The organism is Streptomyces sp. NBC_00620, from assembly GCF_026341825.1.
Classification (GTDB): domain Bacteria; phylum Actinomycetota; class Actinomycetes; order Streptomycetales; family Streptomycetaceae; genus Streptomyces.
Genome location: NZ_JAPENY010000001.1, coordinates 3,416,784 through 3,431,599, shown reverse-complemented (window position 1 = coordinate 3,431,599; position 14,816 = coordinate 3,416,784). Strand labels below are relative to the sequence as shown.

At 69.6% G+C, this 14,816-nt stretch carries 11 protein-coding genes; 6 read left to right on the top strand and 5 right to left on the bottom strand.

Annotated elements, in window-relative coordinates; all coding sequences use genetic code 11:
• The first annotated feature begins 107 nt into the window (after positions 1–107).
• Complete coding sequence (locus tag OG246_RS15850) at positions 108–308, top strand: AlpA family transcriptional regulator (RefSeq protein ID WP_266461912.1); 201 nt, start codon at positions 108–110, stop codon at positions 306–308.
• A 135-nt stretch (positions 309–443) separates the two neighbouring features.
• Complete coding sequence (locus tag OG246_RS15845; protein ID WP_266461909.1) at positions 444–1,034, top strand: GNAT family N-acetyltransferase; 591 nt, start codon at positions 444–446, stop codon at positions 1,032–1,034.
• Here OG246_RS15845 and OG246_RS15840 read toward each other — a convergent pair.
• Both OG246_RS15840 and OG246_RS15835 read right to left on the bottom strand, forming a co-directional pair.
• Positions 1,015–2,058 (bottom strand): zinc-dependent alcohol dehydrogenase family protein, encoded by a 1,044-nt coding sequence (locus tag OG246_RS15840; RefSeq protein WP_266461904.1) that lies wholly within the window; start codon positions 2,056–2,058, stop codon positions 1,015–1,017. The genes OG246_RS15845 and OG246_RS15840 overlap by 20 nt on opposite strands.
• Before the next feature lie 88 nt (positions 2,059–2,146).
• Positions 2,147–4,435, bottom strand: coding sequence for an MMPL family transporter (locus OG246_RS15835; RefSeq protein ID WP_266461902.1), 2,289 nt, complete (start codon positions 4,433–4,435; stop codon positions 2,147–2,149).
• Positions 4,436–4,726: 291 nt separating this feature from the next.
• Here OG246_RS15835 and OG246_RS15830 point away from each other — a divergent pair, with 291 nt between their 5' ends.
• Positions 4,727–5,380 (top strand): TetR/AcrR family transcriptional regulator, encoded by a 654-nt coding sequence (locus OG246_RS15830; RefSeq protein WP_266464229.1) that lies wholly within the window; start codon positions 4,727–4,729, stop codon positions 5,378–5,380.
• Positions 5,381–5,383: 3 nt separating this feature from the next.
• On the opposite strand, the gene OG246_RS15825 is transcribed toward OG246_RS15830, so the two are convergent.
• A complete protein-coding gene (locus OG246_RS15825) occupies positions 5,384–6,583 on the bottom strand; it encodes a cation:proton antiporter (protein ID WP_266461899.1) in 1,200 nt (399 codons plus the stop codon).
• Positions 6,584–6,792: 209 nt separating this feature from the next.
• On the opposite strand from OG246_RS15825, the gene OG246_RS15820 reads away from it, so the two are divergent.
• From OG246_RS15820 to OG246_RS15810, 3 genes are all read left to right on the top strand, one after another.
• Positions 6,793–7,743, top strand: a complete 951-nt coding sequence (locus OG246_RS15820) for a PrsW family intramembrane metalloprotease (protein WP_266461897.1) — start codon at positions 6,793–6,795, stop codon at positions 7,741–7,743.
• Between the two features lie 95 nt (positions 7,744–7,838).
• The gene (locus tag OG246_RS15815) at positions 7,839–8,078 is read left to right on the top strand and encodes a heavy-metal-associated domain-containing protein (protein WP_266461894.1); all 240 of its coding nucleotides are present in this window, start codon (positions 7,839–7,841) and stop codon (positions 8,076–8,078) included.
• A gap of 101 nt (positions 8,079–8,179) precedes the next feature.
• Positions 8,180–10,429, top strand: a complete 2,250-nt coding sequence (locus OG246_RS15810; RefSeq protein WP_266461891.1) for a cation-translocating P-type ATPase — start codon at positions 8,180–8,182, stop codon at positions 10,427–10,429.
• 542 nt (positions 10,430–10,971) lie between these two features.
• On the opposite strand, the gene OG246_RS15805 is transcribed toward OG246_RS15810, so the two are convergent.
• Both OG246_RS15805 and OG246_RS15800 read right to left on the bottom strand, forming a co-directional pair.
• Positions 10,972–12,261 (bottom strand): citrate synthase, encoded by a 1,290-nt coding sequence (locus OG246_RS15805; protein ID WP_266461889.1) that lies wholly within the window; start codon positions 12,259–12,261, stop codon positions 10,972–10,974.
• 262 nt (positions 12,262–12,523) lie between these two features.
• Positions 12,524–14,752 carry an ATP-dependent RecD-like DNA helicase gene (locus OG246_RS15800; RefSeq protein ID WP_266461886.1) on the bottom strand — a complete coding sequence of 743 codons (2,229 nt, stop codon included), beginning with the start codon at positions 14,750–14,752 and terminating at the stop codon, positions 12,524–12,526.
• Positions 14,753–14,816 lie beyond the last annotated feature (64 nt).

The following is a 14,816-nucleotide window of genomic DNA, read 5'->3' as shown; positions in this document are numbered from 1 at the left end:
CTGTGTCGTTCACGGGGCACAGGCTTTGTTGATCGCCAGCGCAGTGCCCGGCTCCCCCGACGGCCGCCCCCGGCCGCCGCCGCGGTACGCGCAGGGAGGTGGCACTCATGACCGACCGCAGGCTTTGGTCGTACAAGGAGATCGCGGCGCACATCAAGGTGCAGCCGGACACCGTGCGGTCGTACCGCAAGCACGGTCTGCTGCCCCCGCCCGACCATGTGGAGAGCGGCAAGCCCTACTGGTACGCGGACACCGTCCGGGCCTGGGTCGCCTCCCGGCCGGGCAACCGGGGCCGTAGAGAGGACTGACCCGCTCTCGTTCCTCCCCCTGTGCCCCGCCGTTCGCGTGCGGGGCACAGCCGTTATTCGGTTGCACAGCCGTTATCGGGTTGCACAGCCCCTATTCGGTTGCCCGTCCGTCGGCCCGCCGCCGAGGATCCTCAGATGAGCCACTCCTTCTCCGACAAGCCCGTCCTCACCGGTGAGAAGACCGTGCTGCGGCCGTTCACCAGGGCGGACGCGGACGGGATTTGGGAGATCCTGGACGATCCCGATGTCATCCGGTTCACCTTCGAGCCCTCCACCGAGCTGACCTTGGAACGGCTGCGTTCCTGGTACGGCTCCCGGGCCACGCAGCCAGACCGGCTCGACCTCGCCGTCACCGACCGCGCGACCGGTGAACTCCTCGGCGAGGTCGTCCTCCACGAGTGGGATCCCACGGGCCGCAACTGCACGTTCCGTACGCTCATCGGCCCCCGCGGACGCGGCCGGGGGATCGGCACCGAGGCGACCCGGCTCATCGTCGGCCACGGCTTCGAGCAACTCGGCCTGCACCGCATCGCCTTGGAGCTATACAGCCACAACCACCGGGCCCGCCGTGTCTACGAGAAGGTCGGCTTCGTCGAGGAGGGTGTCCGGCGGCAGACCCAGCTGCGTGACGGCGAGTGGGCCGACGAGACGCTCATGGCGATCCTCGCCCACGAGTGGGCCGACCACCGCGGTCACCCGGATCTGGTCAGCTCCACGGCTCGATGACCGTCACCCCCGCTCCCGGCGCCGTCCCCATCGCCGCCAGCGCGGCCGGTGCGGCGTCCAGCGGGATGGTGGAGGTGACCAGGAGGTCGGGGCGGAGTACGCCGGCCCGGACCAACTCCAGCATTCCCGGGTAGGCGTGTGCCGCCATTCCGTGGCTGCCGAGGAGTTCGAGTTCGAGACCGATCACGCGGGCCATGGGGACCGGGGTGGAGCCCGTCGGTGAGGGCAGGAGTCCGACCTGGATGTGGCGGCCCCGACGGCGCAGGCTGTTCACCGAGGCCGCGCAGGTGATGGGGGAACCGAGGGCGTCCAGGGACAGGTGGGCGCCACCGCCGGTCAACGCGCGTACCGCCTCCGCCGTGTCTTCGACCCCCGACGCGTCCACGGCCTCCGTCGCCCCGAACTTCCGTGCCAGGTCCAGCGCCTGGGGCGATACGTCGACGGCGACGACCCGAGCCCCGGCGGCCGCCGCGATCATCACGGCGGACAGGCCGACGCCCCCGCAACCGTGTACGGCGACCCACTCCCCCGCGGCCACCCGGCCCTGCGCGACCACCGCCCGGTAGGCCGTGGCGAACCGGCAGCCCAGCGAGGCCGCGGTCGCGTAGGACAGTCCGTCCGGCATCGCGACCAGGTTCACGTCGGCGTGGTCCAGCGCCACGTACTGGGCGAAGGAACCCCAGTGTGTGAACCCCGGCTGGGTCTGGCGCTCGCACACCTGCTGGTCGCCCGCCGCGCACGAGGGACAGCTTCCGCAGGCGCACACGAACGGCACGGTGACCCGGTCGCCGGGGTGCCAACCGTTCACCTGGGCGCCCACCGCCTCGACGACCCCGGCGAGTTCGTGTCCGGGGACGTGGGGCAGCGTGATGTCCGGGTCGTGACCGATCCAGCCGTGCCAGTCGCTCCGGCAGAGGCCGGTGGCCTCGACCCGCACCACGACCCCGTGCTCCGCGGGCGTCGGGTCCGCCACCTCACGCACCTCGGCCGGCTCCCCGTACCGCTCGAACACCACTGCCCGCATCAGCTTCGCCCTTCGCGTTTCGCGTTCGCCCGTCCCGTCTTCGCCCGGCGCGTTCCGCCGCCCGGAGATCACGGTTCCGGAGCGAACGCTAGCCGCGCGCCGCGGCCTTGTCCCGGTCCCGGTCGTCCTCCGCCGGGGCCTCGGCCTTCTGCGGTTCGCCCTCGCTGAGCCCGAACCGGTCATGGAACCGCCGCAGCGGCCCCGGCGCCCACCAGGTTGCCCGCCCCGTCAGCCTCATCACCGCCGGGACCAGCAGGCTGCGGACGATCATCGCGTCCATCAGTACGGCGAGCGCGATGCCCAGGCCGAGCATCTTGGTGTTGGTCACGCGTGAGGTGCCGATCGCGACCATCACCACCGCGAGGATGACCGCGGCCGCCGTGATCAGTCCGCCGGTACGCTGGAGGCCGAAGCGGACCGCTTCCCGATGGTCTCCCGTCTGGTCGTACTCCTCCTTTATCCGGGACAGCAGGAAGACCCCGTAGTCCATGGACAGTCCGAAGGCGACGCAGAACATCAGGACGGGGAGGGTCGTCTCGATCGACCCCGAGCTGGTGAACCCGAGCAGGCCGGAGAGATGGCCGTCCTGGAAGACCCAGACCACCGCCCCGAACATCGCCGTCAGGCTGAGGGCGTTGAGCAGCACCGCCTGGATCGGGATCAGCACGCTGCCGGTCAGCAGGAAGACCAGGAACAGGGTGACGATCGCGATGAACGCGGCGGCCCAGGGCAGCTGCTCGGCTATCGCGTGTTTCGAGTCGACCAGGACGGCCGCCGTGCCGGTCACCGCGGTGTCGAACGGGGCGTTCGTCGCGCGGAGTTCACCCACCAGGCGCTGGGCTCCCTCGTCGACGGCCTCGCCCTTCGGCAGCACCGTGAAGTACGCGGAGTCGCCGTTCACCAGCGGCCCGTCCACCCGCAGCACCTCGGGCAGGGCGGCGATCCGCTCCTTGTACTGGGCATACTGCGTCTCGGTCGCGCGCCCTTCCGCGAGCACCTCCAGACCGCCGCCGGGGCTGCCCGGGAAGCCCTCGCGGATGTGCTGCTGCACGACGTGGGACTCGGCGCCCGAGGGCAGCTGGCGGTCGTCCGCCGTGCCGAACTTCACGCCGAGGAAGGGCAGTCCGAGGACCACGAGCCCGACGGAGGTCGCCACCGCGAAGACCGGCGCCCTGCGCATGACGAGGTTGGCCATCCGCCCCCATGCGGCCCCTCCGGCCGCGTCGGACGACGCCCGGGGCTTTCCACGCCGGAACAGCCGCCGCAGATCCAGGGAGTTCACCCGATGTCCGAGGAGCACCAGCGCCGCCGGGAGCAGGATCAGCGCGGCGGCCGCGGCGAGCAGCACCACGGCGATGCCCGCGTATGCGAAGGACCGCAGGAAGTACTGCGGGAAGAGCAGCATCGCGGCCAGCGACACCGCGACGGTGAGGGACGAGAAGAGCACCGTGCGCCCGGCGGTGCGCAAAGTCGTGCCGACCGCGGTCAACGGCTCGGCTCCGGTGGCCAGTTCCTCGCGGAACCTGCGCACGATGAACAAGGCGTAGTCGATGGCGAGGCCGAGTCCCAGTGCCGTGGTGAGGTTGATCGCGAAGACCGAGACGTCGGTGAACTCCGTGAGGCCGCGCAGCACCGCGTTCGTGCCCAGGATCGCGAAGATGCCGACCAGGAGCGGGAGGAGGGCGGCGACCGCGCTGCCGAAGACCATCACAAGGAGTACGAGGGTCACCGGCAGGGCGATCAGCTCGGCCCGGGTCAGGTCCTCGCGGATGGTCGTCTGTATCTCGTGCCGCACGGCGACGGGGCCGCCGACCTCGACCTCGATGGGGCCGTGCGTCCCGCGGAAGGAGGGGGCGATGCGGTCCAGGGTCTCGCCCGCGGCCTTCTCCTCACCCGTGATGCGCGCCGCGACGAGCGCCTCGTGCCCGTCCTTCGCCCTGAGCGCCGGCGAACCCGACTGCCAGTACGAACCGACGCCCGTGACGCCCTTCTCGCCGGCGAGCCGCTCCACCAGCCGCTTCGCCTCGGCGGCGACCGCGGGATCGTCGACCGACGCGGACCCCGAGTCGATGAGTAGCAGCAGGTTGGGCTGCGAGGCCGGGAACTCCCGCTCCAGCGCCTCGGTCGCGTAGGTGGACTGGGCGCCCGGGTCCTCCCAGCCGCCGCTGCCCAGCCGGTCGGCGACCCCGCTGCCCGCGACCACGGCGAGCGCGGTGAGCACGAGCGCGACGAGCAGCGACAGCCGCGGCCGCGCGGTCACGAACCGGGTCCAGCCACCCACCCCCGGACCGCCGCCCGATCCACCGCCCGACCCGTCGTCCGGTCCTCCGTCCGGCCCCACCCTCGCGCCGCCACCTGCGCTGTTGACTTCGGACATGATGCGGTGTCCCCTTCACCGTGACCCCTGCGTCCCGCACATCCGCGTACGTCTGCGCACGTCCGCGTACATCCGTGCAGGCAGCATGGGTCGCCCATTGCCATAGAATGGCAAACACGAGCCATCGCTCGCATTTCCCAAGAATGCGAGCGACCACTCGTGTTTGTCAATCGCGTCCCGAGAAGCTGGGGATAACCCGTGCCCGAGAAGCAGCGAACAGAGGAGCAGGCGCAGGCCCCGCGGAATGCCGGGGCCCCGCAGACCGCCGCCCCCGCCGACCCCGCCGACCCAATCGGCCCCACCAGCCCCACCGGCCCCACCGAGGAGAAGCCGCGCCGTCGCCAGGCCCGCGGTGAGCGCCGTATCGCGCAGCTCCTGGAAGCGGCGGCGTCGGTGTTCTGCCGGAGCGGCTACACGGCCGCGAGCACGAACGCCATCGCCCGCGAGGCCGGCGTCTCACCCGGCACGCTGTACCAGTTCTTCCCCAACAAGGAGGCCATCGCGGTCGGCCTCAGCGACCAGTTGCTCCACGACTGGCGCGCGATGCACGGCCAGGCCCTCGCCCCGGAGAACATCGGCCTCCCGCTGGACGCGATGCTCGACGCGGCCCTCGACCCGATGATCGCCTTCAACGTCGAGAACCCCGCCTTCGCCGTCCTGATGCACGGGACCGACACCCCGGGCCGGATCGCGGAGGACATCAGCTCCCTGCACGACACCGTCTTCACCCGGGTCGAGGAGATCGTCGCGGGCTATCTGCCGGACGCCCCCGCCGACGAGCTCTCGCGCATGGCGAACATGGTGCTCGCCCTCTTCAAGGCCGGACTCACCCTGATCCTGTCCCACGAGGGCGCCGAACGGGACGCGTACATCGCCGAGTTGAAGGCGGTCATGTACCGCTACCTCAAGCCGCTCGTCGAGGACGACTGCCCGGCGGCCCGCTGACTCTCACCACGACTCCGCCCCCTGCGCGGCACCTTCGCTCCCCACCCTCTCCCCCCGCAACTTCAGCCCCATCAGCGGAAACACCAGTACGGACACCATCGCGGCCCCCACCAGCGCCGCCGCCTCCTCGCTCTTCAGTACGCCGTCGTCCACACCGATGGTCGTGATGGCCACCGCCAGGGGCAGGGCCGTCGAGGCGAAGAGGGTGAGGGCTCTCCGGTCGCGCCCGAGAAGATCGCGCGGGGCCAGGGCGTACACCGGAAGGCCGCGCACCAGGAGGAACAGCAGTAGGAAGACGGGCAGCAGGAGAAGCGCCCGGCCGCCGGAGAGGAGGGCGTCGAGGTCGAACTCGATTCCCGTGACGACGAAGAAGATCGGCACCAGGAATCCGAATCCCATCGCCTCGATCTTCGCCAGGACCTCGCCCGCGCTCTCCGGCGCCGCCCCCTGCAGCACAAGGCGGGTGATCATCCCGGCGGCGAAGGCGCCGAGCAGGGTGTCGAGGCCGAGGGCGTCGGAGGCGCCGAGCATCAGGGCCAGCAGGAGTACGACGAGACGGACGGCGAACTGCCCGCTGCTGTGCAGGGTCTTGGCGATCACGTTCGAGAACCAGGGGCGCCGGGGACGCATCGCCCAGAACACCGCCCCGGCGGTCAGCAGCGCGAACGCGGCGAGCAGCACGGTCGACTTCCCCGGCGAGCGCCCGCTCAGCAGCAGGGCCATCGCGATGATCGGCCCGAACTCCCCCACCGCACCCATCGCCATCATCACCGAGCCGAATCGGGAGCGCAGGTCACCGGCGTCACGCAGAACGGGCAGCACCGTGCCGAGCGCGGTGCTGGTGAGGGCCGTACCGATGTAGACGCCCTTGGACGCGCCGGTGAGCAGCATGCCCAGCGCCAGGCCGACCGCCAGCGAGATCAGCCAGGCCCCGACCGAGCGTTTCAGCGTGTCCCCGCGGACCTTGTCGAACTCGATCTCGTACCCGGCGAGGAAGATCAGCATCGCCAGACCGAGGTTGGAGAGCGTGTCGATGACCTCGCCCGCGCCGGCCCAGCCCAGTACGTCGGGGCCGACCAGGACGCCGAGCACGATCTCGAAGATGACGAGAGGGACCGGCAGCCAGCGGCCGATTCCGTAGGACAGCAGCGGGGCGAGCACCGCGATGGACATGATCAGGATGAGCGTCCCGGACTGCGACATAGGGGGTATTTACCATAGGGTTCGGACAAATCGACCCGCCCGGGCAGCGCCTGCCCGAGCGGGCGGTCTCCGTCCGAGCGGACACAACAGCGGACAGCGTCCGTCCGGACGGACGAACGCCCCCCCGCCCAGCGGACGGACGCCCTCCGCCCAAGCGGCCCGACGTCCAAGCGGACGCACAGCCCCAGTCCAAGCCCGAGGGATGAGCAGTGACCCACAATCAGCCGCCCGGTGCACCGCAAGCCCGCATTCCCGGACCCCAGCAGCCCCCGTCCCCGTATCTCCCGATCCGTGCCGGACTCTGGAAGCGCTGTCTGTGGGGCGGGCTCGCGCTCTGGATGCTGACCGCGCTCGTCACGTACGCGACGAAGAACACCACGCTGCTGCCGACCCTGATCCTGCTCGGCAGCTTCCTGGTGCCTGTCACCTTCGTGCTCTGGGCGTACGAGCGGCACGGCCGCGACCTGGGCGTGCATCTGATCCTCGGCTGCTTCCTGACCGGCGGCACCCTGGGCGTGCTTGGCGCCTCGGTCATGGAGTACTACCTGCTGCACCCGTCCCTGTGGATGTACATCGGCGTCGGGCTCATCGAGGAGGCGGTGAAGCTCGCCGCGCTGATGTTCATGCTGCGCAGGCACCCCCGGATCCACGGGTTGCGGGCCGGTCTCGTGCTCGGCGCGACCGTCGGTTTCGGCTTCGCGGCACTGGAGAGCGCGGGGTACGCCTTCAACGCCGCCGTCTCGCTCAAGGGCGTCGATCTGCGCGCGCTCCTGGAGACCGAGATCCTGCGCGGGGTGCTCGCCCCCTTCGGGCACGGCCTGTGGACCGCGATCGCGGGTGCCGTGCTGCTCGCACACCGCCACCCGAACGGGCGCTTCCAGTTCAACGGACCCGTGCTCGGCACCTACCTCGGCGTCGCGGTGCTGCACGCGCTGTGGGACTCGACGCACGGCATCGCGCTCTGGCTGGTGGCGCGGCTGACCAGTACGGGGCTCGACAAGGCGCTGTTCGCGCAGGGCTACATGCCCCGGCCCACCGGCGAGCAGAAGCATCTCTTCACGCTGTTCTCGGTCGGCGCCATGGTCCTCGTCTCGCTCGCCGGGGTCGGCTGGGTGCGCTCGCTGGCACGCCGGGACCCCACTTGGAGAAGTACCCCCTAGGGGTATAGCCTGCGTAGCAGGAGGCAACCCTGGAGTCGCAGGATCCCTCCTGTGTACGTACGCACGCCCGACACGCCTCGATGAGGAGTAACGCCATGACCGCGCAGACCGACACCCCCGGTTCCGTCACGACCGTCTACCAGGTGAGCGGGATGAGCTGCGGGCACTGTGAAGGCTCCGTCTCCGGTGAGCTCTCCGGGATCGACGGGGTCAGCTCGGTGAAGGCCGTGGCCGCCACCGGCGAGGTCACCGTCGTCTCCGCCGCCGCCCTGGACGAGGACGCCGTGCGCGCGGCGGTCGACGAGGCGGGCTTCGAGCTCGTCGGCAAGGCCTGAACAGACCTCTCCGTATCGCTGATACCTAGCTCTCCACACCGGGCCGTACCGACCAGCTGATACTGGATCCGTACGGCCTGGTTCGTTCCTTGGAGCCGGACATGACCACCGCAGCACCCGAGACACCCATAGCCGAGAACGCCCCCGCGTCGGAGATCGAACTCACCATCGGCGGAATGACCTGCGCCTCCTGCGCGGCCCGCGTCGAGAAGAAGCTCAACCGCATGGACGGCGTCACCGCCACCGTCAACTACGCGACGGAGAAGGCGAAGGTCTCGTATCCGCAGGGGGTGCGGGTCGCCGATCTCATCGCCACCGTGGTGAAGACCGGGTACACGGCCGAGGAGCCCGCGCCACCCCTGCCCGAGGCGGACGCCTCTGAGGAGCGCGACCCCGAACTGGCCTCGCTGCGCGAGCGTCTCGTCGTCTCCGCCCTCCTCGCCGTCCCCGTCGCCCTGCTTTCGATGATCCCGGCTCTGCAGTTCGACAACTGGCAGTGGCTGGCGCTCACCCTCGCCGCGCCCGTCGTCGTCTGGGGCGGACTCCCGTTCCACAGGGCCGCGTTCACGAACGCGCGGCACGGCGCGGCCACGATGGACACGCTCATCTCGATCGGCACGCTGGCCGCGTTCGGCTGGTCCCTGTGGGCGCTGTTCTTCGGGGACGCGGGGATGGAAGGGATGCGGGAGGAGGGCTTCCGGTTCGCCGTCTCGCGTGCGGAGGGGACTTCGGCGATCTATCTCGAAGTGGCCGCGGGTGTCATCGCGTTCATCCTGCTCGGCCGCTATCTGGAGGCCCGCTCCAAGCGGCAGGCGGGGGCTGCGCTGAGGGCGTTGATGGAACTGGGCGCGAAGGACGTGTCCGTGCTGCGGGGCGGCCGTGAAGTACGCGTCCCGGTGGACCAGTTGGCCGTCGGGGACCGCTTCGTCGTGCGGCCCGGCGAGAAGATCGCCACCGACGGAACGGTCGTCGAGGGCGCCTCGGCCGTCGACGCCTCGATGCTGACCGGCGAGTCGGTGCCGGTGGACGTGTCGGCCGGCGATGCGGTGACCGGCGCGACCGTGAACGCCGGGGGCCGGCTGGTCGTCGAGGCGAGCCGGGTCGGCGCGGACACCCAACTCGCGCGGATGGCACGGCTCGTCGAGGACGCGCAGAACGGCAAGGCGGAGGTGCAGCGGCTCGCCGACCGGATCTCCGGGATCTTCGTGCCGGTGGTGCTGCTGATCGCGCTCGGCACGTTCGGGGTCTGGCTGGCGGTCACGGGTGACACGGTCGCCGCCTTCACCGCGGCCGTCGCGGTGCTGATCATCGCCTGCCCGTGCGCGCTGGGCCTTGCCACGCCGACCGCCCTGATGGTCGGCACGGGGCGCGGCGCCCAGCTCGGCATCCTCATCAAGGGGCCCGAGGTCCTGGAGTCCACGCGCCGCGTCGACACCGTCGTCCTGGACAAGACCGGGACGGTGACGACGGGACGCATGAAACTTCAAGAGGTGTACGTCGCCGAGGACATCGCCGAGAACGAGGTTCTGCGGCTCGCCGGCGCCCTGGAGCACGCCTCCGAGCATCCAGTTGCCCAGGCGATCGCCGCGGGCGCTCAGGAGCGCGTTGGCGCGTTTTCGCCGCCGGAGCACTTCGAGAACGTTCCGGGGCGCGGTGTGCGCGGGCGTGTGGACGGTCACGAGGTGACGGTGGGCCGGTTCGAGGACGTGCTCCCCGCCGAGTTGGCCCGCGCCAAGGCCGCGGCCGAGGCGGAAGGGCGTACCGCCGTCGTGGTCACCCGGGACGGTGCGGCCGTCGGTGTGCTGACCGTCGCCGACGCGGTGAAGGAGACCAGCGCCGAGGCCGTCCGCGAACTGCGCGCCCTCGGGCTCAGGCCGGTCCTGCTCACCGGTGACAACCTGGCGGTCGCCCAGTCCGTGGCGCGTGCCGTCGGCATCGATGCCGGGGATGTGATCGCCGAGGTGCTGCCCGAGGACAAGGTCGGCGTCGTCAAGCGGCTGCAGGGCGAGGGGCGGAGCGTCGCGATGGTGGGCGACGGGGTCAACGACGCGGCGGCGCTCGCGACCGCGGACCTGGGTCTGGCGATGGGTACGGGTACGGACGCGGCGATCGAGGCGAGCGACCTGACACTGGTGCGCGGGGATCTGCGGGCGGCCGCGGACGCGATCCGGCTGTCGCGCAGGACCCTCGCCATCATCAAGGGGAACCTCGTCTGGGCCTTCGGATACAACGTGGCGGCGCTGCCGCTGGCGGCGGCCGGGCTGCTCAACCCCATGATCGCGGGAGCGGCGATGGCCTTCTCGTCGGTGTTCGTGGTGACGAACAGCCTTCGGCTCAAGGCATTCTCATGATGTTCGGGTGAGAGCCCCCCTAGAGTCCGGGGAGAGCCTCACATAAGCTCTTCACAAGGCTCGCGCATCTTCCTTACGCTTGGGCCCCGATTCGCATTTGGGTCTCTTGCCTATCTTCAGGACATAAGCAAGAGACGCAGGTCACAGTGATGTGAACGTAACCATCGAAGGGGTTCGTGAGTCTAAGTTGGCGATGTCAGAAGCGTCTTGGGGGGCGTGACTGGCATCTGGGGATGTCTTGGGGGACGTTCCTGGAACTGCGTTGCCGGGACACGTACGCCGGGGAGCTTTGAGCGGCCCTCCCGTCGGTACGCGTCCCGGCCAACCGCACCGTAGTAACCGCAGTTTTGCTCGTTTTGCTCGCAAGTCCACAGCGGTTCAGGCGCTGTCCACAGACGCCCGGCCGGATCCCGTGGGGGGAATCCGCACCGGGACAAGGAAAGCGCCCTGACTGCCGGCCCGTGGGGGGACCGGTAGCAGGGCGCTTTCCGTTTTTTACGTGTATGCCGCTACGCGCGCGGCTGTTCAGCGAGTTCCGGTGCTCAGCGGCTCTCGACGGGAACGAAGTCGCGCAGGACCTCGCCCGTGTAGATCTGGCGCGGGCGGCCGATGCGGGAGCCGGGCTCCTTGATCATCTCGTGCCACTGGGCGATCCAGCCCGGGAGGCGGCCGAGGGCGAAGAGGACCGTGAACATCTCGGTCGGGAAGCCCATGGCGCGGTAGATCAGGCCGGTGTAGAAGTCCACGTTGGGGTAGAGGTTGCGCGAGACGAAGTAGTCGTCGGAGAGCGCGTGCTCTTCCAGCTTGAGGGCGATGTCCAGCAGCTCGTCGGACTTGCCGAGGGCCGAGAGGACGTCGTGCGCGGCGGCCTTGATGATCTTCGCGCGGGGGTCGAAGGACTTGTACACCCGGTGACCGAAGCCCATCAGGCGGACGCCGTCCTCCTTGTTCTTCACCTTGCGGATGAAGGAGTCGACGTCGCCGCCGTTGGCCTGGATGCCTTCCAGCATCTCCAGGACGGACTGGTTGGCGCCGCCGTGCAGCGGGCCCCACAGGGCGGAGATGCCGGCGGAGATCGAGGCGAACATGTTCGCCTGCGAGGAGCCGACCAGGCGGACCGTGGAGGTCGAACAGTTCTGCTCGTGGTCCGCGTGCAGGATGAGCAGCTTCTCGAGCGCGGAGACGACGACCGGGTTGAGCTCGTACTCCTGCGCCGGGACCGAGAACGTCATGCGGAGGAAGTTCTCGACGTACCCGAGGTCGTTGCGCGGGTAGACGAAGGGGTGGCCGATCGACTTCTTGTAGGCGTACGCCGCGATCGTCGGAAGCTTGGCGAGAAGGCGGATCGTCGAGAGGTGACGCTGCTTCTCGTCGAACGGGTTGTGGCTGTCCTGGTAGAACGTCGACAGGGCGCTGACCACCGACGACAGCATCGCCATCGGGTGGGCGTCGCGCGGGAAGCCCTGGAAGAAGCGCTTGACGTCCTCGTGCAGCAGGGTGTGCTGCGTGATCTCGTTCTTGAAGGTGGCGAGTTCGTCCACATTCGGCAGTTCGCCGTTGATCAGCAGCGAGGCCACCTCAAGGAAGGTGGACTGCTCGGCCAGCTGCTCGATCGGATAGCCGCGGTACCGGAGGATGCCCTCCTCACCGTCGAGGTAGGTGATCGCGGATTTATATGCGGCGGTGTTCCCGTATCCGCTGTCCAGCGTCACCAGACCAGTCTGTGCGCGCAGCTTCCCGATGTCGAAGCCCTTGTCGCCGACGGTGCTGTCGATCACCGGGTAGGTGTACTCGCCATCGCCGTAACGCACTACTACAGAGTTGTCGCTCACGTCATCCCTCACCGACGTTGTCCCTCTTCTTCGAGGTGCCCTGACTGTCTCTACCATCCCCCATTTGGCCCTGGAGAGTGCACTCGGGGTCGACCATTGGGCCTATTGGCGGCACTGAGTGCCGCCAACCTACTCATCCTGCCCCCCTTCGCCCTGGTTCCGGAAGTGCTCTGTGACCTTTGCGACTCGTTTGATCGATCATTTTTTCCAAGGGGGCGTTCGGGGGGCTCTCCGGAGGCTTCCAGGGGAGATCGAGGGGTCGTCAGAGGTGTGCCCCGGACAGGCGGAAGTCCAGGGCCGTGCACCGCCGTCCGGCGGAGACCGTGCGGACCGCCTGGCCTATCGCCTTGCGGGAGCCGACGAGGACGACCAGCTTCTTCGCGCGGGTGACGGCCGTGTAGAGGAGGTTGCGCTGGAGCATCATCCACGCGCCCGTGGTGACCGGGATCACCACCGCCGGGTACTCGCTGCCCTGGGAGCGGTGGATCGTCACCGCGTACGCATGGGCCAGCTCGTCGAGTTCGTCGAAGTCGTACGGCACCTCCTCGTCCTCGTCGGTCAGCACGGTCAGGCGCTGCTCCTCCGCGTCCAGCGAGGTGACGACGCCCACGGTGCCGTTGAAGACACCGTTCTTGCCCTTCTCGTAATTGTTGCGAATCTGGGTGACCTTGTCGCCGACGCGGAAGACGCGGCCTCCGAAGCGCTTTTCGGGGAGGTCCGGGCGGGCGGGTGTGATGGCCTGCTGGAGGAGGCCGTTGAGGGCGCCCGCGCCCGCCGGGCCCCGGTGCATCGGCGCGAGCACCTGGACATCGCGGCGCGGGTCGAGCCCGAACTTGGCCGGAATCCGCCGCGCCGCCACGTCCACCGTGAGCCGTCCCGCCTCCTCGGTGTCGTCCTCGACGAAGAGGAAGAAGTCGTTCATGTTGTCCGTGTGCGGGTGCTGCCCCGAGTTGATCCGGTGTGCGTTCGTCACCACCCCGGACTTCTGGGCCTGGCGGAAGACCTGGGTGAGGCGGACCGCCGGGACCGGGCCGCCGTCGGCGAGCAGATCGCGCAGCACCTCGCCGGCGCCGACGCTGGGGAGCTGGTCGACGTCTCCCACGAAGAGCAGATGCGCACCCGGAGGCACCGCCTTCACCAGCTTGTTGGCGAGGAGCAGGTCGAGCATCGAGGCCTCGTCCACGACCACCAGGTCGGCGTCCAGCGGCCGGTCCTTGTCGTACGCCGCGTCGCCGCCCGGCTTCAGCTCCAGGAGCCGGTGCACGGTGGAGGCCTCGGCCCCGGTCAGCTCGGCGAGCCGCTTGGCGGCGCGTCCCGTCGGCGCCGCCAGGACGACCTTCGCCCGCTTGGCGCGCGCCAGTTCCACGATCGAGCGGACCGTGAAGGACTTGCCGCAGCCGGGGCCGCCGGTGAGCACGGCGACCTTCTTGGTGAGCGCGAGCCGGACCGCCTCCTCCTGCTCGGGCGCCAACTCCGTGCCCGTACGCCCCTTCAGCCAGGCAAGTGCCTTGTCCCAGGCCACGTCATGGAAGCCGGGCATCCGGTCCTGGTCGGTGCGCAGGAGGCGCAACAGCTGGGCGGACAGGGAGAGTTCGGCGCGGTGGAAGGGGACCAGGTAGATGGCCGTCACCGGGTCGCCGCCGTCCGGGCCCGGCACCTTCTCCCGTACGACACCGGGGTCCTCGCCGTCCTCGGCCGGTGCCGCCAGCTCCGCGAGGCACTCGATGACAAGGCCCGTGTCCACCTGGAGGAGCTTCACGGCGTCCGCGATCAGGCGCTCCTCGGGGAGATAGCAGTGGCCCTGGTCGGTGGACTGCGAAAGGGCGTACTGGAGGCCGGCCTTGACGCGCTCCGGGCTGTCGTGCGGGATGCCGACGGACTGGGCGATCTTGTCGGCGGTGAGGAAGCCGATGCCCCAGACGTCGGACGCGAGCCGGTAGGGCTGGTTCTTGACCACCGAGATCGACGCGTCGCCGTACTTCTTGTAGATGCGGACCGCGATCGACGTGGACACCTCGACGGTCTGGAGGAAGAGCATGACCTCCTTGATCGCCTTCTGCTCCTCCCAGGCGTCGGCGATCTTCTTGGTGCGCTTGGGGCCGAGCCCCGGCACCTCGATGAGCCGCTTCGGGTCCTCCTCGATGATCTGCAGGGTGTCCAGGCCGAAATGCTGGGTGATCCGGTCGGCGAAGACCGGGCCGATGCCCTTGACCAGGCCCGAGCCGAGATAGCGGCGGATGCCCTGGACGGTGGCCGGCAGCAGCGTCGTGTAGTTCTCCACCGTGAACTGCTTGCCGAACTGCGGATGGGAGCCCCAGCGGCCCTCCATGCGCAGGGACTCCCCCACCTGCGCACCGAGCAGCGAGCCGACGACGGTGAGCAGGTCGCCGCCGCCGCGGCCGGTGTCGACCCGCGCGACCGTGTACCCGTTCTCCTCGTTGGCGTACGTGATCCGCTCGAGTACGCCCTCCAGGACAGCCAGCTGAGACATGATCCGACGCTACCGTCCGGCTCTGACAGCCCGGGACGCGTGTAAACAACTCCCCTCGCCGCTC

Excerpts from the sequence above, each read along its gene's own strand:
- OG246_RS15850 (WP_266461912.1), top strand. The coding sequence starts at position 108 with ATGACCGACCGCAGGCTTTGGTCGTACAAGGAGATCGCGGCGCACATC.
- OG246_RS15845 (WP_266461909.1), top strand. The coding sequence starts at position 444 with ATGAGCCACTCCTTCTCCGACAAGCCCGTCCTCACCGGTGAGAAGACC.
- OG246_RS15840 (WP_266461904.1), bottom strand. The coding sequence starts at position 2,058 with ATGCGGGCAGTGGTGTTCGAGCGGTACGGGGAGCCGGCCGAGGTGCGT.
- OG246_RS15835 (WP_266461902.1), bottom strand. The coding sequence starts at position 4,435 with ATGTCCGAAGTCAACAGCGCAGGTGGCGGCGCGAGGGTGGGGCCGGAC.
- OG246_RS15825 (WP_266461899.1), bottom strand. The coding sequence starts at position 6,583 with ATGTCGCAGTCCGGGACGCTCATCCTGATCATGTCCATCGCGGTGCTC.
- OG246_RS15815 (WP_266461894.1), top strand. The coding sequence starts at position 7,839 with ATGACCGCGCAGACCGACACCCCCGGTTCCGTCACGACCGTCTACCAG.
- OG246_RS15810 (WP_266461891.1), top strand. The coding sequence starts at position 8,180 with ATGACCACCGCAGCACCCGAGACACCCATAGCCGAGAACGCCCCCGCG.
- OG246_RS15800 (WP_266461886.1), bottom strand. The coding sequence starts at position 14,752 with ATGTCTCAGCTGGCTGTCCTGGAGGGCGTACTCGAGCGGATCACGTAC.